Source organism: Phormidesmis sp. 146-20 (assembly GCF_052939475.1).
Window position 1 is genome coordinate 72,792 of the sequence record NZ_JBJPHT010000003.1, and the last position, 20,549, is coordinate 93,340.

General features: G+C 52.6%; 3 protein-coding genes. All 3 read left to right on the forward strand.

Features of this window, described 5'->3' with window-relative positions; translation table 11 throughout:
• The first annotated feature begins 8 nt into the window (after positions 1-8).
• From ACKFKH_RS03950 to ACKFKH_RS03960, 3 genes are read left to right on the forward strand one after another with little or no spacing between them, the layout of a single operon-like run.
• Positions 9-4,604: a MupA/Atu3671 family FMN-dependent luciferase-like monooxygenase gene (locus ACKFKH_RS03950; protein WP_446856934.1), complete on the forward strand. Its 4,596-nt coding sequence runs from the start codon at positions 9-11 to the stop codon at positions 4,602-4,604.
• The gene (locus ACKFKH_RS03955; RefSeq protein ID WP_446856935.1) at positions 4,601-11,767 is read left to right on the forward strand and encodes an amino acid adenylation domain-containing protein; all 7,167 of its coding nucleotides are present in this window, start codon (positions 4,601-4,603) and stop codon (positions 11,765-11,767) included. Before ACKFKH_RS03950 ends, ACKFKH_RS03955 begins: the two co-directional genes overlap by 4 nt.
• The gene (locus ACKFKH_RS03960) at positions 11,760-20,549 is read left to right on the forward strand and encodes an amino acid adenylation domain-containing protein (protein ID WP_446856936.1); all 8,790 of its coding nucleotides are present in this window, start codon (positions 11,760-11,762) and stop codon (positions 20,547-20,549) included. The genes ACKFKH_RS03955 and ACKFKH_RS03960 overlap by 8 nt, the downstream gene beginning before the upstream one ends.

A 20,549-nucleotide genomic window follows, 5' to 3' on the forward strand; every position in this document is an offset into this window, starting at 1 on the left:
GAATTTCTATGCAATTCGGTTTCATGTTCTTTGCCAGTGGTGAAGATGCGCTGCTGGAAGAAAAATATCGTCTGGTCATTGAAAGTGCCCGGTTTGCCGATCGCCACGGCTTTACAAGCGTGTGGGTTCCAGAACGGCACTTTACCCAGTTTGGCTGTCTCTATCCAAATCCTGCTGTACTTCATGCTGCCCTAGCGCGAGAGACGAAGCGGATTCAACTGCGGGCAGGGAGTGTAGTTCTGCCGCTGCACTCTCCGATTCGAGTAGCAGAAGAATGGGCAGTGGTAGACAATCTCTCTGGTGGCAGGGTGGGCATTTCGTTTGCGGCGGGCTGGAATCCAAATGATTTTGCGGGTTGCTCTGATCGCTACGACGATCGGCATGACCTTCTGTTTGCTGGAATTGAAACGGTTCAAAAACTGTGGCGAGGGGACTCTATCTGGATGCCGAATGGCAAAAATATTCCAGTTGAAATTCGCATTTACCCGACCCCGATTCAACCAGAATTGCCGATTTGGGTGACAGCAGCAGGCAGTCCCAAAACCTTTATTCGCGCTGGGGAAATCGGAGCCAATCTACTCACGCATTTGTTTGATCACACGGTGGAGGAACTCGCTGAAAAAATTGCGCTCTATCGGGAGGCTCGATCGCGGCAGGGTCACGATCCAGCAACAGGGCAAATCACCGTCACATTGCACACCTTGATTGGAGATGATCTGCAACAAACTCGTGAACAAGCGCGAAAACCCTACTGCAATTACCTGAAATCTAATCTGCCTTTGCTCAAGGGTTTAGCAGAAAGTCGAGGCTTAACCGTTGATGTTACCCAGCTTTCCGCAGCCGATCTAGAAGCTTTAGCAAATCTGGTGTTTGAGAAATTTGCTGCAAGTCGATCGCTCATTGGCACACCAGAAAGCTGTTTACCGCTGATTCAACAACTGGAGCAATTGGGCGTTGATGAAGTTGCCTGTCTGCTGGACTTTGGATTAGCTGCAAATCAAATTCTCGATCATTTGCCGCACTTAACTCGCCTTAAGGAAGCTTGTACTGGTGCAAATAGTGACTTGAGAAATCGATCGAGCGATCGTCCACAATCTACTACAGAGAATTCACTGCGTGAGATCCAGGTTCGTTGCTCCGAATCGGTGACTGCCTCAGAGTTTTATGAGAACTTGCTAACAGGGGGCGTGGAATTTGACCGCAGTTTTCAAGGAGTTCAGCAACTCTGGCGACGCGATGGAGAAGCGCTAGGAGATATCCATCTGCTGGAAATATTGGAATCAGACTGCGCCGATTACAGCCTGCATCCAGCCTTTTTAGATGCCTGCTTACAGGTATTTTTTGCCGCACTGCCCCGTACGATCGTGGATCAAGCGCGATCGATACAATATCTTCCCGTTGGCTTCCAAAGGTTAAAGCAGCATCGCCCTCTGGAAAAGCGGGTGTGGAGCCATGCGATCGTACACTCAGAAATCAGCCCGACGGCTAAACAATTTGAAGGAACGGTTCAAATTTTGGATCAAACGGGTGCTGTGTTAATGGAGGTGATTGGACTCCGGTTGCAGCGGGTGTCTGAGCCGCAGTTACCCCAAAAACTACCTGAGAACTGGTTTTACCAAATTGAGTGGCAACCGATCAGCCCCCCCATTGTCGCGCTTCAGCCTGCCGATTGGCTGCGATCGCCCCAGCAAATTACCGAGTGTTTGTCTCCATCCACACCGTCTGAACTCTCGATTTATCGGGAGCTTAACCCGCAGCTAGAAATCCTCAGCACGACCTACATTCTCTCGGCATTTCAGCAGTTAGGCTGGAATGTTTCAGACGGTGCGATCGTCTCCACTGCTTCCCTGACTGAATTAGGAATTGCAACAGCCCATCAGCGGTTATTAGAACGCCTGCTGCAAATTTTGCAGGACGATGGAATTTTGTGCCAACTAAATTCAACCCAGTGGAAATGCAATCTTCCGGCTCACAGAGAGGCTTCACAATGGAATGATCTATGGGCAGCCTACCCTGCCTGTCGTGCCGAATTAACGCTGTTGGAGCGCTGTGGAACCCGACTAGCAGACGTGTTGCGAGGGCAATGCGACCCCCTGCAACTACTCTTTCCTGACGGATCGCTGGATTTAGTCGAGCAGCTTTATCAACACGCTCCGGCCGCTCAAGTCATGAATTGTTGGGTGCAACAAACGATCGCTGAAGCTGTGAACGATCTACCCAAAGGTCGCCAAATCCGCATTCTAGAAATTGGAGCTGGAACCGGAGGCACGACGGCTCAGGTGCTTCCGTCTCTACCTGCCGCACAAACAGAGTACTGGTTCACAGATGTTTCGCGGTTGATGACAACTAGAGCAGAACAAAAATTCCACAACTATCCATTTGTGCGGTACGGAGTGCTGGATATTGAGCAAGATCCACAGCCTCAAGGCTTTTCTCCACAGCAGTTTGATGTGATTCTGGCAGCCAATGTTTTACATGCCACAGCAGATTTGCGGCAGACCTTAAAGCATGTGCGGCAATTACTGGCACCGGGCGGATTACTCGTATTGCTGGAAGGGACACAGCCTCAACGATCGCTCGACTTAGTTTTCGGTTTAACAGAGGGATGGTGGAAATTCACAGACCGATCGCTGCGTCCTGATTATCCGTTACTTAGTCAAGAGCGCTGGTGTGAACTGCTAAAAAGCACTGGATTTGCTGAGGTGAGGGCGATCGCGCCTGAAGGAACTCCAGTACACCAAGCGGTAATTGTAGCTCAAACACTTGCGATCGTTGAGGATTGGCTGATTTTGGCTGATCAGAGCGGAGTCGGCACAGAACTAGCGAAACAGCTTCGAGCAGATGGAAAGCGGGTGAGCCTGGTTCAGGGCAATGGGTCTGAAGACGCTCGATCGTGGTTACAGAAGTTTGATCAGACAACTGCTCTCAAAGTAATTCACCTCAACAGTCTGGATTTGCCTGACAGTAGTAGTTTAACAACCCCTGAACTAGAAGCAGCTTCAGGAGTACTTTGCTCTGATGTTTTGTCTCTTCTTCAGTCGCTCACATCCAGTCAGTCGCAACTATGGCTGGTAACTCAGGGGAGCCAGTTTGTTCAACCGACTGATTCACAAGCTATTGTTCCGTCCTTACTCTGGGGATTGGGGCAAGTGATAGCAGTGGAGCAACCCCAACGTTGGGGCGGATTAATTGATCTTGATCCGCGTGCATCAGTTGAACAAAATGCCGCTGCACTACGGCAAGCAATCTCTGGGAATCCCCCGATCGCCTACCGACAGGGAGCTTGGTACACACCTCGTCTGGTACAGCATCAGGCTACTATCCAATCCGCAATTCAGGTTCAGCCAGATGGTAGCTACTTGCTCACCGGAGGATTTGGAGATTTGGGCTTGCTGGTCGCACAGTGGCTAGTTCAGCAGGGAGCGCGACATCTGATTTTGCTAGGACGATCATCCCTACCGCCCCGCAGCCAGTGGGATGCACCCCAAGAGAGCCGAATCGCAAACCAGATTCAGGCAATTCGGACGATCGAGGCATCTGGGGCAACCGTTTATCTAGCGATCGCTGATGTGGCAGATGAAGCTCAGATGGTCGCAGCGCTGCATCACCTACAAGAACAGGGATGTCCCGAAATTCGTGGAGTGATGCACTTAGCAGGAGTTCCTCAACCGCTGGTTCCGCTTCAGCAGTTAGATCACGAAACCTTGACGGCAGTGTTGCGCCCGAAGGTGCTGGGCAGTTGGGTTTTGCATCGACTGTTTGACCATCAGACGCTCGATTGGTTTGTTCTATTCTCATCCTGGGCGGGACTGTTGGGAGCGGTAGGGCAACAGTTGGGCAGCTACAGTGCCGCCAATGCGTTTTTGGATACCCTAGCTCACTACCGTCGATCGCGGGGGCAACCCGCTCTGAGTATTTCCTGGGGAGACTGGGCGGAAGTGGGAATGCGATCGCGCTACGTCCAGCAGGGTTATCGACTGTTACCAGATAGCTGGACTCTTCTGCCTGAACAGGGTTTAGCCGCGCTGGAACATCTGCTGCATCAGGAGATAGCGCAGGTGGCGGTGTTACCTGTGCCCTGGTCGGAGTTCTTCCAGGTGTTCCCAAATGCTGACTCGTCGCTGTTGCAACAGCTTGCCAATCAAGCAACCAATCAAGCAACTGAAACTCAGCCATCGATCGCCCCAACTTCCTGGTTGCAGGCGCTAGAGAGCCTTCCTACCAACGGACGCATAGAGACGCTGCAAGCTCACATTCAGGAACAAGCTGCCCATGTGTTGGGAATTCAACCTCCCCAGCGCTTAGACCCGCAACGAGGATTGTTTGAACTGGGGATGGATTCTCTGATGGCGCTGGAACTAAAGCATCGATTGGAATCCAGTTTGGGCTGTGCAATTCCGGCAATTCTAGCGTTTGAGCATCCCACAGTCAGCGCTCTGACCAACCATCTAGCTCAAACCCTGTTGAACTGGAAGGAACCCACGATCGCGAAAGAGATTGCTCCTGCGATCGACTTAACTGATCCTTTAGCCAAAATTCAGCAGTTGTCGGACGACGAAGTTGAGCGGCTGCTATCCGAAAAAATGTCTGGGGCAATCCTATGAATGCATTTCTAGAACAAATTACAGACCTTTCTCCAAAACGGCTGGCACTGCTAGCGGTGGAGTTGAAATCCCAACTGGATGCCCTTCAGCAGTCCAAGACCGAACCGATCGCGCTGGTGGGCATGGGCTGTCGGTTTCCTGGAGCCAATCATCCGGCTGCATTTTGGCAACTGTTGCGGGATGGAATTGATCCGATTTCAGAAGTGCCCCCAGAACGCTGGCAGGTAGATGCTTACTATGATCCCAATCCGAATGCTCCTGGTAAAACCTACACGCGCTGGGGCGGATTCTTATCGCAAGTGGATCAGTTTGATCCCGATTTTTTTGGTATCAGTTCACGGGAAGCCATTAGCATAGACCCACAACAACGGTTGCTTTTGGAGGTTGCCTGGGAAGCGCTGGAACATGCCGGACAAGCCCCGCGCGATTTGATGGGCAGCAAGACTGGAGTGTTTGTTGGGATTGGCACCAGTGACTATGCCAACTTGCAAGCCAGAGCCGGAAATCCGGCCGCGATCGATGCCTACCTGGGTACGGGAAATGGCTTTTGCTTTGCCGCAGGTCGCCTGTCTTATCTATTGGGATTACAGGGCCCAAGTCTAGCGTTGGATACCGCCTGTACCTCGTCGCTGATGGCAGTTCATCTGGCGTGTCAGAGCCTCCGCAGCCGGGAGTGCAATTTGGCGTTAGCTGGAGGCGTGAATCTGATTCTGTCACCAGAGGCGAACGTGATTTTTTCTAAAACTCGGTTGATGTCTGCTACGGGTCGCTGTCGCACCTTTGATGCAGCAGCCGATGGCTATGTGCGATCGGAAGGCTGCGGCGTGGTCGCTCTGAAGCGGCTCTCTGATGCACAGGCGGCGGGAGATCACATTTGGGCGGTGATTCGCGGGACGGCGGTGAATCATGGCGGTGCGAGTGGTGGCTTAACGATTCCTAACGGGGCAACACAGCAGACGGTAATCCGAGAAGCCTTGTCGCAGTCCGGCGTTCAGCCTGCTCAAATTTCGTATGTTGAAGCGCAAGGAACCGGAACGCCGATCGGTGATCCGATCGAAGTTCGGGCGCTGGCGGCAGTGTTGGGGGAAGGGCGATCGGGAGAAACTCCGCTGTTCCTCGGCTCTGTCAAAACCAATATTGGACACACAGAGACTGCTTCGGGGATGGCCAGCCTAATTAAGGTGGTGCTGGCGCTGCATCATCAAGAATTACCGCCGCATCTCCATTTTCAGCAACTTAATCCCACGATTTCGCTGGAGGAGATTCCTGCCAAAATTCCAACTCAGCGCACGCCTTGGATGCCCATTCAGGGAAGACGGATTGCTGGAATTAATGCGTTTGGTGCAAATGGCACGAATGCTCATGTGATTGTGGAAGCGCCTCCGGATCAGCCAGTTCAGTCTATTGAGTTCGATCGTCCCTTGCACCTGTTCAGCGTTTCGGCAAAAAGTCCAATTGCTCTGCGATCGCTAGTTCAGCAGTATGTGGAGTGTCTCAAGGATCAGCCATCTGATGTGATCGCAAACCTTTGCCATAGTGCGACAGTCGGACGATCGCATTTTAACTACCGCTTTGCCTGTGTTAGCCATTCTTTAGCAGAAATTCAGCAGCAGTTAGCGATCTGGTTGCATCAAAATGCGAGCGAATTGATTGATCAGCCAACAACAACAGAGCGACACAAAATTGTCTTCTTGTTCCCCGGTGACACAACGGCATGGGTTGGAACTCAGCTATACCAAACTCAGCCGACGTTCCGACAAATTTTGCAGCAGTGCGATCAGCGATTGCAGCCTATTCTGAAACAGTCACTTCTTTCGCTGCTTTATCCCAATACTGGCACTGTCGCAAAAGTGAGTGAGTCAGATTCGGCAGCGATCGCGTTTGTACTAGAGTATGCGCTGGCGCAATTGTGGCAGTCTTGGGGAATTCAGCCGGATGCTGTTCTGGGATACGGAGTAGGAGAATTGGTAGCCGCTTGTGTGGCGGGCGTGTTGAGCTTGGAGGAGGCGATACGGTGCATTACTCACCCATCAGAACATCCTTTGCAGGCTGCGGCTCCCTGTCTGACACTGGTTTCTGGAGCAACCGGACAACTTCTAGATCACAACACTGCAAGCACTGATTGGCAACAATGCTTGTCTCGATCGACCAATAGCCTGACAGGAATTCAAACGCTTCTAGAGCAAGGGTTTCAATCCTTTCTAGAAATCGGATTGCACTCGACGACGCTGGAAGCTTTGCGGCAAAAGTTCTCTACTCAAACCCAAGTGTGGCTGCCGTCTCTTGAACCTCAAACGGGCGAGTGGGAAACCCTATTGAATAGTCTGAAGGAACTTTATCTACACGGCTTTGATGTTGATTGGGCTGGCTTCGATCGCGACTACCCCCGCCAGCGGCAACCGCTCCCCACCTATCCCTTTGAACGTCAACGATATTGGCTAGAGTTAGACGATCGTCCGCCAATTGAGGCTCGATCATCCCGCTCTAGCGTGTCCCGTGAAACGCTGCTGACCCTGGAACCAGAATCGCAACAGCAGGCATTAGAGAGCTACTTGCGAGATCGCCTTGCTCACGTACTAAGAGTTCCATTAGCAGAGATTGAATCATCGCGATCGCTCAAAACTCTAGCGCTGGATTCCATTATGGCACTGGAACTAAAGAGCGATTTAGAAACTGATCTAGGAGCTACGATCGCTATTACAGTGCTGCTGGAAGATACTTCAATCACAGATTTAGCGGCTCAGTTAGTTCACAAGCTTGCCACCGCAACTCACCCAGTTCTGCCCCAAATTCAACCCGATCCAGAGCAGCACCATCAGCCGTTCCCACTCAACGACATTCAGGAAGCGTACTGGATTGGTAGAACGCAATCGTTTGAGATGGGCAACATTGCCGCTCATGTCTATGCCGAGTTCGACAGTTCTAATCTAGATTTACATCGGCTGAATGATGCATTTCAACAGTTAGTAGTACATCATGATACGCTGCGGACGATCATCTTGCCCGACGGACAGCAGCAAGTTCTCGCCTCGGTGCCTCCTTATCAAATTCACGAGTGGGATTTGCGTGGCAAGTCTCCAGAAGCCATGACCGCCGCACTCGCCGCGATTCGACAGCAGCTATCCCATCGAGTACGCCCGTCCGACATCTATCCCCTCTTTGAAGTTAGTGCAGCGCGATTGGATGACCAGCGAATCCGCGTGTTTCTCAGCTTTGATAATCTGCTCGTAGATGCTGCTAGTCTGGCGCTGTTACTCAAACAGTGGCGGCAGCTTTACCAGCAGGACACTGCGCTTTCTAAGCTGGATCTCAGATTCCGCGATTACGTTCTAGCGCTGAAGACCCTGGAAACCGCTGAGGTGTATCAGCGATCGCTCACCTACTGGCAAGCCCGAATTCCCCAACTGCCCCCTGCACCAGAACTTCCCCTGGCGATCGTACCGACTGCCATTGACACCCCTCGGTTTGCACGTCGGACTATGAGACTATCGCAGGAAATTTGGCAGCAGTTGAAGCAGCGCGCCATTCAAGCAGGTTTGACTCCCTCTGGATTTCTGCTGGCTGCCTATGCCGATGTATTAGCCACCTGGAGCAAAACTCGTCACTTCACCATTAACCTGACGACCTTTAATCGGCTACCGCTGCATCCTCAAGTCAATGATCTCGTCGGTGATTTTACGTCTCTCACTTTGCTGGCAGTAGATTACAGGCAATTGGACTCCTTCCAGCAGCGTGCCCAACAGCTTCAATATCAATTGTGGCAAGACCTGGAACACAGCGCAGTTAGTGGCGTTCGGGTTTTGAGAGAACTCTCGCGCGCTCAAGCAGGGGCCGGACGAACCACCATGCCCGTGGTGTTCACCAGTCTGCTGGCAAATCCGCAGATGCAGGATGAAACAGCATTTGCGACCGAATGGCTAGGCAAGTTGGTCTACAGCATTGCTCAAACCCCTCAAGTTTGGTTAGATCACCAGGTTTACGAGGACAACGGAGCGCTGGTGTTCAATTGGGATGCTGTGGAGGGATTATTTCCAGACGGGATGGTAGATGCGATGCTGACGGCTTACTGTCACCTGCTGGAAGATTTAGCAACTTGCGATCGACCCTGGCAGGCAGCTCGATCGGTAGCACTACCCATTGCGGATCAGGAATTACAGACGAGCCTTAATGCGACCGCTGCTCCGGTTTCAAAGCATCTGCTGCACACCCTGTTCATGGCAAACGCGCAAATGCAGCCAGATCACTTCGCGGTGATTGCGCCCGATTGCACCCTTACCTATGCAGAACTCTTGCGTCGGGCTACTTACATTGGGCATCAGCTACGACGATCGGGAGTGCTGCCGAATCAACTGGTGGCGATCGTCTTAGAAAAAGGCTGGCAGCAAGTTGTTGCGGTATTGGGAGTCCTGATAGCAGGGGGTGCCTATGTGCCGATCGATCCGGAACTGCCGCAGGAACGCCGCTGGTATTTGCTAGAGCAAACTGCCGTTCGGCATGTTCTGACGCATCGGTGTCTCCAAGCGTCGTTCGCTGCTAGCCATTTGCAGGCTTGGGGGATTGAGGATGCGGACTGGACTGACGAGCCGCTTCTAGAACCTGTGCAGCAGCCAACTGATCTTGCCTATGTGATCTACACCTCCGGTTCTACAGGGCTTCCCAAAGGCGTGATGATCGATCATCAGGGAGCTATCAATACGATTCTGGACATCAATCAGCGCTTCCAGGTCGGAGCACACGATCGCGTGTTTGCCCTTTCTTCTCTCAGCTTTGACCTGTCGATATATGACATTTTTGGAACGCTGGCAGCGGGCGGCACGATCGTCTTGCCACCTGCAACAGCCACGAAAGATCCCGCCGTTTGGTCAGAGATTTTGGAGCGCGAACACGTCACACTGTGGAATTCAGTTCCCGCCTTGATGCAAATGCTTCTGGAGTATGGTGCAGGGCGCTGCGGAGTGTTACCGGACAGCCTGCGACTGGTGCTGCTGAGTGGAGACTGGCTGCCGCTTTCCTTGCCCGATCGCCTCAAACAACTCGTTCCAGCGGTGCAAGTGGTCAGTTTGGGCGGAGCGACTGAGGCTTCGATTTGGTCGATTCTGTATGTGATCGCGGCTGTTGATCCAGTTTGGAAAAGCATTCCCTACGGGCAACCGATGCGAAATCAGCAGTTTTATGTACTGGATGAGCAATTAGAGCCGCGTCCAGTCTGGGTGCCAGGGCAGTTGTATATTGCGGGAATGGGCCTGGCGCAGGGCTACTGGCAGGATGACACTAGAACGATCGCCAGTTTCATCGAACATCCTCGACTCGGACGGCTCTACAACACAGGAGATTTGGGGCGATATTTACCCAGTGGGCAGATTGAGTTTCTGGGGCGCGAAGATTCTCAAGTGAAACTGCGGGGCTATCGGATTGAGCTAGGGGAAATTGAAGCCACTCTAGCGCAACATCCAGCAGTGAAGGAAGCAGTTGTTTTAGCAACGGGGGACGGATCGCTTCAGCAGCTTGTAGCGTATGTGGTTCCCGATGCGGGTCAATCAGATTCACTGTTTTTGCAGCGGCAAGCATCGGTGACACCCCAGCAGTGGGAGGTGCTAACCAAATCACTCCAGCCGACTCCACCTGCCGAGCCGATCGACCTCAAAACATTCTCAGAATTTTGGCAATCTCTGGAGCAGCTTTATCTCCACGCTACAGGCGTTGCGTTACACAAGCTAGGAGCCTTCAACCCTGACAATGCCGATGCGACAAAACTGCTGCGACGCTGTGAGATTCAACCCCGCTATCAACGCTGGCTGCAACGGGCACTGACTCAACTAACACAGAATGGCTGGCTGAGTCAGCAGGGCGATCGCTTTGTGCAAGTATCTCCCTTACCGACCCATCTATCTCGCGATCTGATTGCCCGTGTTCACACAGGAGCGACACAAGGTTGGGGATTGAGTCAGGAAGCAGCCCAACTACTCCTTCAGGTAGCTGAAAATCTGGCGGATATCCTAACTGAGACGCAGCATTCAGCCGAAATTTACGCTGCCGACGCAGTTCCAGAAATTTATCAAAAGCAATTTCAGGCAAGCAACGCTGTAATGCGATCGCTAATCAGCAAGATTGCCCAATCCTGGCAACCTGAACCGCTGCGAATTTTGGAGGTTGGTGGAGGGATTGGCTCTACGACGCTGCATCTGTTGCCTGAGCTTCCTCCTGAGCGTACGACTTACTTATTCACCGATATTTCCAGCTATTTCTTGCAGCGGGCGCGATCGCGGTTTGCGGCTTACCCATTTCTGCAAACTGGGCGACTAGATCTAGAGCAAGACCCGCAGGAACAGGGCTATGAATTGCATACTTTCGATGTCGTAATTGCCTCCAGCGTTCTTCATGCCACTCGCAACATCAGCGAAACCTTGCACCACATTCGTTCGCTTCTGGCACCAGGGGGACTGTTACTGCTGCTAGAAGAAACCCAGTTCCATCCTGCCTTTGATCTCAGTATGGGGCTGCAACAGGGCTTCGATCGATTTGAAGACACCCATCTGCGACAACAGCATCCCTTACTGTCTCAGGCACAGTGGCGGCAGGTTCTCACCGCTGCTGGATTTACCGATTGTCAAATCCTGGCTCAATCTGGCTCGATCGCTGAGTGGCTAGGGTTTGATGTGCTGCTGGCGCGAAGTCCTGCATCGGTTCAGCACTTTCAGCCACAGAAACTCCGAACGTTTCTGGCGGAGAAGCTACCAGAGTACATGCTACCGTCTGCCTATATGCCGATGGAAACTTTACCGCTAACGGCAAATGGGAAAGTTGATCGTCGATCGCTGCTGGCTCTAAAGCGTCTCGCTGCACCGAGTTTAGAATCTGCTTTTGTGGCTCCCCGCACAGCGATCGAAACGGCACTGGCAGACATCTGGTGCCAGCTTTTGAGCCGTGATCAGGTTGGCATTCATGACACTTTCTTTGATTTAGGGGGAGACTCCCTACTAGCAACCCAGGTGATTTCCCGCGTTCGTGAAACCTTCTCAGTAGAGGTGTCGCTGCGGAGCTTGTTTGATCAACCTACCGTGGCAAAGCTGGCTGAGGTGATTGCTCAGTCGATCGCCGATCAAGTTAATCCTGACCTGCTGGCAGAACTAGAAGCTGAATTCCTAGGGGGAGATTATGAATAATGCCGATCGGATAGCCAACCTATCGCCGGATCAACTAGCGAAACTAACTCAGCGGCTTCAGCAAAGTCGGCAGGCGCGATCGCGAATTCAGCCCCAACCTCGAACAGGTCATGCTTTTCCGCTGTCATTTGCTCAACAGCGATTGTGGTTTCTGCATCAGCTTTATCCAGAAATTCCGCTTTACAACGTGCCCGCAGCCGTCGATCTCAAGGGTCGGCTACAGGTATCTGGTTTGCAGCAAAGTCTGACCGCGCTCTGTCAGCGCCACGAAGGACTACGAACGATCTTTACCGTATCGGATGGGGAACCGATGCAGGTCATTCAACCTGCTGCATCCTGGGATCTGCCAATGATAGATTTACAATCTCTGCCCCCATCTGAGCAGGAAGCAGCCGTGCAGCAGTTGGCAACTGAGGTAGCACAACGCCCGTTTGATTTAGCGCAGGGCCCACTGCTGCGAACAACCCTGCTGAAGTTGGATGCAGAGACGTATGTTCTCCTGCTCAATGTGCATCACATCGTGGCGGATGGTTGGTCGCTAGGAATTTTCGTTCGAGAACTGGCACTGCTATACGAGGCGGTTCTGGATGGGCAATCCTCGCCGCTACCGGATTTGCCGATTCAATACGTCGATTTTGCAGTGTGGCAGCGGCAGTGGTTGCAAAAGGATCTGGAGCAGCATTTATCCTACGGCAGACAGCAGCTTGCGGAAGCTCCGGCAGTTTTACCACTCCCCTGCGATCGTCCCCGTCCTCCAGTGCAAAGCTTTCAGGGAGCCGTGCAAGCGCTTCACCTACCCAAGTCACTCATTCAACCGCTGCGATCGCTGGGACAGCAGCACGGGGCAACCCTGTTTATGACGTTGCTGGCAGCCTTCAAAACACTGCTCTACCGCTACACGGATCAAACCGATATTTTGATTGGCGCTCCGGTAGCAAACCGCAATCGCGCTGAGACAGAAGCTCTGATGGGGGTGCTGGTAAATCCGCTGGTATTGCGAACCAACCTGGAGGGCGATCCCACATTTCTAGAACTGCTGCAACGAGTGCGATCGGTTGTCCTAGAAGCAAGTCACCATCAAGATTTACCGTTTGAAAAGCTGGTGGAGGTGGTGCAACCAGAGCGGAGTCTCAGTCATGCGCCACTGCTTCAGGTCATGTTTACCCTGCAAACCGCGCCGATCGCGCCGCAGAGGTGTGGTGAATTGAGTCTAAAACCGCGCCCTCTGCACACAGGAACGACGCAATTTGATTGGGTGATGAACTTGCTAGAAACCGCCGAGGGTGTTGAAGGCTGGATTGAATACCGCACCGATCTCTTTGACGCTGCGACAATGCTCCGCATGGTAAATCATTTTCAGATGCTTCTGACTGGAATTGCGTCAACCCCTCATCAGCGGCTTTCTCAGTTACCGCTTTTAACAGAACCAGAGCGGCATCAGCTACTAGAAACCTGGACTCAAACTCAGACGGACTATCCGCAGGTATGTCTGCATCACTGGGTGGAAATGCAGGCGCAACAGCACCCAGACGCGATCGCTGCTCTATGGAACGAGCAACCGCTTAGCTACGGGGAACTGAACGATCGAGCAAATCAGCTTGCTCACTTCCTCCAAAGCTGGGGAGTCGATCCTGATCAACGGGTCGGGATCTGCTTAGAACGGTCTCTAGACATGCTGATTGCGATCCTGGCAGTTCTCAAAGCTGGAGGCGCTTATCTGCCGCTTGATCCGGACTACCCTAGCGATCGATTGGCATTTATGCTGGCTGATGCACAGATCGTTGGCTTAGTGACCCAGCGTGATCTGCAAAGTCGATTGCCGTCTTACTCAGGTTCGATTGTCTGCCTGGATGCAGATTGGAGCGCGATCGCTGCCTGTTCCACCACAAATCCTGCCAGTTCTGTCACGCTGGATCATCTGGCTTACGTCATTTACACATCTGGTTCTACCGGACAGCCAAAAGGCGTGCTGCTGACTCATCGCGGACTGGCAAACCTGAGTCAGGCACAACAGCAAACCTTTCGCTTATCGTCAGACAGCCGCATTCTGCAATTTGCCTCGTTTAACTTCGATGCGTCGGTATGGGAACTGGTGATGGCATGGCGATCGGGGGCCACACTGTATCTAGGTCGATCTGATCAGCGATTGCCCGGTTCGCCATTGCAGCAGTTTTTGCAAACTCACGCCATTACTCACGCAACGCTGCCCCCGTCTGCTCTCGCCGCTCTGTCTCCGTCTAATCTGCCTGCTCTGCACACACTGATTGTGGCGGGAGAAGCCTGTCCAGCGGCGTTAGTTTCCACTTGGGCAGTGGGGCGACAATTTTTCAATGCCTATGGCCCGACCGAAACAACCGTGTGCGCTACGGTAGCTGAATGTACGGCGACGGATACGAACCCCGCGATCGGGCGTGCCATTGCGAATACCCAAACCTACGTGCTGGATCGTCACAAACAACCCGTTCCGATCGGGGTCATTGGTGAACTGTATCTCGGCAGCGTCGGGTTGGCGCGGGGATACCTGGGGCGATCAGACCTGACAGATCAGGCATTTTTGCCCCATCCGTTCAGTTCTGTGGCAGGTAAGCGCTTGTACAAAACCGGGGATCTCGTGCGCTATCGTGCCGATGGCAAGCTGGAATTTGTCGGACGGGCAGATCAACAGGTGAAATGGCGCGGCTTTCGGATTGAACTGGGAGAAGTGGAAGCTGCGCTACGAAAGCATTCTGCGGTTCAAGACGCTGTAGTGATCCTGCGGCAAGATCCTGCCCAATTAGTTGCCTACGTTGTGCCAGAACCTGCCACAGACTTGAATTCCAACAGCTTACGGCGTGATCTGCTGCAACAATTACCCAGCTATTTGGTACCCTCTGTCTGCGTGCTGCTGGAGGCGCTGCCGCTGAATCAAAATGGCAAGGTCGATCGCCGTGCCCTTCCTGCTCCAGATGCCACGCCTGCGGAGAGTTTCCCCATTCCAGCCCGCACCGCCACAGAAGCGATTTTAGTTGAAATTTGGACGCAGATCTTGGGACGCAAATCGATCAGCATTCACGATAACTTTTTTGAATTAGGTGGACATTCGCTGCTGGTGGCGCAAGCGATCGCACGGGTGCAATCTGCCTTACAGGTGGAGGTTCCGCTGCGGCGCTTATTCGAGTCTCCAACCATTGCAGAATTCGCCGAGAGCCTGAAATCAGAGCAGGCGATCGTTCAGTCGTTCCAGCCGATTCAACCCATTCCCCGTAGTGAAGTCTTACCCCTCTCGTTTGCCCAGCAGCGGATCTGGTTTTTGCAGCAGTTGGAACCGAACAATCCAGCTTATAACATTCCCACCGTGCTGCATATTAGCGGTTCCTTGAATCTGTCCGCTTTGGAGCAGAGTTTCAACGCCCTCTTGCAGCGGCATGAAGTCTTGCGTACCAGTATTGAAGCTAAGGATGGGCAGCCCCAAGCAGTCATTCACCTACCTTTCAGCTTCAATCTACCCGTTGTCGATCTGCAAGCACTCTCAGCCATTCAGCAGCAAACCGAGACGCAGCGGCTGGCGGCAGAAGTAGCGCAACACAGCTTTGATCTGAGTCAGGCTCCTCTTTTGCGGGTCACGATCGCGCAACTCCAACCAACTAAACACCTGCTGTTTGTCACTCTGCACCACTTGATTGCAGATGCCGGATCAGCACAAATTCTAGTGCGGGAACTGGCGGTTCTCTACGATGCCTTCTGCCACGGGAGATTTGCTCCCTTACCAGACCTCCCGATTCAGTACGTTGATTTTGCTGACTGGCAGCGGCGCTGGTTACAAGAAGACGTGATGCAAGCCCAGTTAGCATACTGGCAGCAGCAATTGCACAACCCTCCCACTCTGCTCCCGCTACCCCTCGATCGCCCCCGTCCAGCCGTTCAGAGTTTTCGGGGTAAAACCGAATGGCTGCGAATACAGTCTCCGCTCAAACAGGCACTCCAGCAGTTAGGACAGCAGCACGGGACAACCCTATTCATGACCTTGCTGGCGGCATTTGCCACGTTACTGTCCCGATACACCCAGCAAACCGATATTTTGATTGGCACCCCGATCGCCAATCGCCATCATCCAGGGCTTGCCGATTTGATTGGCTGCTTTCTCAACACGCTAGTTCTCCGCACCGATCTATCGGGCAATCCTCAGCTTTCTCAGGTGCTTGCTCAGGTGCGTGAAACGGCACTGAACGCTTACGCCCATCAAGATGTGCCGTTTGAGCAAGTAATTGAGACTCTAAACCTAGAGCGTCAGACCAGCCATACGCCTTTGGTGCAGGTGATGCTGAGTGTACATCCCACGATCGCACCGCTTGAAACTTCCGGCTTAACCTTGACTCCACAAGCGAACGCGACTAATACCGCCAAGTTTGATCTGACTCTGGTGTTTACCGACTCGGAAGAAGAACTACTAGGGGCACTAGAGTACAACACTGATCTGTTTGATGACAGCACGATCGCGCGGTTATTGGAGCATTTTCAGACTTTGCTGGCTGGCATCGTGGCTGACCCAGCGCAGCGCCTTGCCAATCTGCCGTTATTAACATCCACAGAGCGGCAAATGATGCTAGTGGAGTGGAATCAAACCAACACCGAGATTCCTGAATTATGCCTGCATGAATGGGTGGAAGCTCAGGTGCAACAAAGACCAGAAGCGATCGCCCTGCGCTACCACGACTCCGCCCTCACTTACGACACCCTCAACCAGCGTGCCAACCATCTCGCTCACCATCTGCAACAGGTGGGAGTTTGCAGCGAAACCCGCGTCGGTCTATTTCTGGAGCGTTCCCCTGACCTCTTAATTGCTCTACTCGCCGTTCTCAAAGCAGGTGGCACCTATGTTCCCCTTGACCCTGCTTATCCCCCAGACCGCCTTACCTTCATCCTCACCGATGCTCAAGTTGCCGTGCTGCTGACCGACACAACTCTGGAAAATGTCTTACCTTTTGCAGGTCTGGTTTTGCCGCTCGATCAAGTCTGGCGTGATTGTTCATCTCGATCGCCTCTCCCCTGCCCAACGACTTCAGCCCAGTTGGCATACATCCTCTACACCTCTGGCTCCACGGGCAGACCAAAAGGGGTGCAGATTCCTCATCGCGCGGTGGTCAACTTTCTCTACGCGATGCAGCAGGACTTGAACCTGAGTCCGGGCGATGTGCTGCTATCTGTCACCTCGCTCTCGTTTGATATTGCGGTGCTGGAATTGCTGCTGCCTCTCGTTGTGGGGGCCACGGTAGAACTGGTAGACCGAGCCACGGCAGTCGATGGTCAACGATTGGCAGCTACGCTCACTCGCGCTCAAGCCACCTTCATGCAAGCAACTCCTGCCACCTGGCGACTGCTGCTAGAAGCCGATTGGCAGGGATTACCGGGTCTAACGATGCTGTGTGGAGGAGAAGCCCTCACCCCCGACCTTGCTGCCCAGTTGTTACCACGCGGCGCGGCACTATGGAATCTCTACGGCCCCACGGAAACCACAATCTGGTCTACGCGCCATTGCCTCACCGATGCCACAGAAGCCGCCGTGATTGGACGTGCGATCGCCAATACCCAACTCTACGTTCTCGACAAAGAACAGCAGCCTGTGCCCATTGGCATCATCGGAGAACTATACATCGGCGGAGCAGGCGTGGCGCGGGGGTATGTGGGACGAGATGACCTGACGGCAGAGCGATTTGTCCCGGATGGATTTAGTGCAACCCCAGGAGCGCGGTTGTATCGGACGGGTGACCGCGTGAAGTATCGAGCGGATGGCAGCATCGAATATGTGGGGCGAGTGGATCATCAGGTGAAGCTGCGGGGATTCCGCATTGAGTTGGGTGAGATTGAAGCGGTGCTGTCTCAGCATCCTCAAGTCCGCCAAGTTGTCGTATTGCTCTCAGGAGAACCCCATCCGTACCTGTTGGCATTTGTTGTACCAAACGACTCACCGATCGCCGACTCTGCCTTACGAGAATTTCTCAAAGCGCAGCTACCAGAGTATATGGTGCCCAGCGAATTTCGAGTGCTGGAATCGTTCCCTCTGACTCCGAATCGTAAAATCGATCGTCGGGCGCTGGCGGCTCTGAAGCCTATTCGATCGGAGTTAACCAACATTGCGGCACCCCGCGATCCGATCGAGTCCGCGATCGCGGAGATCTGGCAGCAGGTACTTAGTGTGGAATCCGTTGGCATAGATATCAATTTCTTTGAACAGGGAGGTCACTCTCTGCTTGCCACGCAGGTAATCTCCCGGATTCGGGAATCATTTCAAGTCGAACTTCCACTACGTTGCCTGTTTGAATCTCCCACGATCGCAGCCTTAGCAGAGGAAGTAAGATCGCAGATCCAAGCTAAGTCAGAATCCCAGGTTCCGCCGATCGAACCCGTTCTCCAACGAGACAATTTGCCGCTGTCATTTGCTCAAGAGCGACTGTGGTTTCTGGATCAACTGCAACCAGGCGATTTTGCTTACAATATGCCGATCGCGCTACGCTTGAGCGGTTTCCTGGATATCGCCATCTTGGAACAGAGTTTGAGCACGATCGTGCAGCGCCATGAGATTTTGCGGACTACGTTTCCGCTCGTTGATGGCAACCCTGTTCAGGTGATTGCTCCGGTGCAAACAGTAAAAATTCCCATTGTTGATCTCAGTAGCCTGGAGCCAACACAACGCAATCTGGAGCTACAACAATTGCTTACCGAAGCGGCTCGTCTCCCCTTCGATCTGGCGCAAGGTTCATTAATGCGGACTGAGTTGCTGCGGCTGTCGGAGTTTGAGCATGTGGCGCTATTGACCCTACACCATATTGTTTCTGATGGCTGGTCGCTAGGCGTGCTGGTACAAGAATTGACCATTTGCTACAACGCCTTGCTAACAGGAAATCCTGCTCCACTGCCAGCCCTGCCCATTCAGTACGCCGATTTTGCTGTCTGGCAGCGACAATGGTTGCAGGGAGAAGTGTTGCAGCGGCAGATGTCTTACTGGCAGCGGAAACTCACCGGACTGCCCCAACTGAAATTACCGATCGACCCACCCCCATCCATCCCAACTGCACCGGGTGCGATCGCGACGTTCACCCTACCTCCCAATTTAGCGATAGCACTGAAGCAGTTAAGCCGTCAGGCAGAAGCGACCCTATTCATGACGCTACTAGCAGCATTTCAAACACTGCTTCACCGCTACAGCGGAGCGGAAGAGCTTGTTGTTGGTACTGATGTAGCAAACCGCAACCATGCTGGAATTGAACCATTAATTGGTTTCTTCGTTAATTTACTGGTAATCCGAACGGATCTCTCCGGCAATCCCAGTTTTAGGAATTTGCTGCAACGGGTGCGAACGGTGATGCTGGAAGCCTATGCCCATCAGGATTTACCATTTTCTCGCCTAGTAGATGCATTGCGTTCCGATCGCCGCAGCCACACGCCCCTGTTTCAAGTTTTGTTTGTTTTACAAAATGCTCCCATGCCACCGCTAAAGCTATCTGGATTAACCGCAACACCTCTAGTGGTTGAAACAGGAGCCGCTAAATTTGATTTGGCATTGTTTATGGAAGATACGGATCAGGGAACCGTTGGCACCTGGAATTACCGCACAGATCTGTTTCGTTCAGACACGATCGCAGCCTTATCACGACAGTTTGAAGCCTTGCTCAACAGTATTGTGGCCCAGCCCGATACACCGATAGGTCATTTGAATCTGTACACCGATGCCGAAAAATCGCAAAAAGCCATTGCTCAAAAACAACGCAAGTTAGAGAACCTGAAGAAATTTAAGCAAATCGTGCCAAAAGCGATCAGCCTGCCGCAAGGAGAACTGATTAGAACGCGAGTGTTACAATCCCATGCGCCGCTGCCGCTAATGGTAGAACCCGCGATCGAATCCTTAGACGTAGCAGATTGGGTCAGAGAAAATTGCGATTGGATTGAAACCCAACTATTGCAGCATGGAGGCATTCTGTTTCGGGGATTTCAGGTTCCATCGGCTCAGGCGTTTGAGCAATTTGCTCAAGCAATTTGTCCAGAGTTATTTGAGGAGTATGGCGATTTACCCAGAGCAGGCATTAGCGGAAAAGTGTACGGCTCCACTCCCTATCCTGCTGACAAAGCAATTCTGTTTCACAACGAAAGCTCTCACCTGCATCGCTATCCGATAAAAATCTGGTTCTACTGTGTGCAACCTGCTGAACAAGGCGGAGAAACCCCGATCGTCGATTGTCGGCAGATGTATCAGCGTCTCAGTTCGGCAGTCCGCGATCGCTTATCAGAAAAGCAACTAATGTACGTCCGCAACTACACGAAAGGGTTAGATGTAAGCTGGCAAGATTTCTTCCGCACCAGCGATCGCGCTATTGTTGAAACCTACTGTCACCAAGCAGGAATCGAGTTTGAATGGCTGGATCATGACGGCTTAAGAACTCGCCAGATTCGACCTGCGATCATTCAGCACCCAAAAACCCAGGAGTGGGTATTTTTCAATCAGTTGCAACTCCATCATCTATCATTTTTGGATCTGTCCGTTCAGGCATCCCTGATAGATTTATTTGGTGCAGAAATGCTGCCGCGTCAAGTTTATTACGGCGATGGGTCGGACATTGAAGCATCTGTTTTAACGGAAATTGAAGAGCTTTATCAACAGCTAAAACAGCAGTTTACCTGGCAGCCAGGAGACATTTTGATGTTGGATAATTTGCTGGTGGCTCACGGGCGCAATCCTTACATTGGGTTCCGCAAAATTGTTGTGGCAATGGGAGAGATGTCTGTCGATCGCCGCCTATCCGTCAATTAA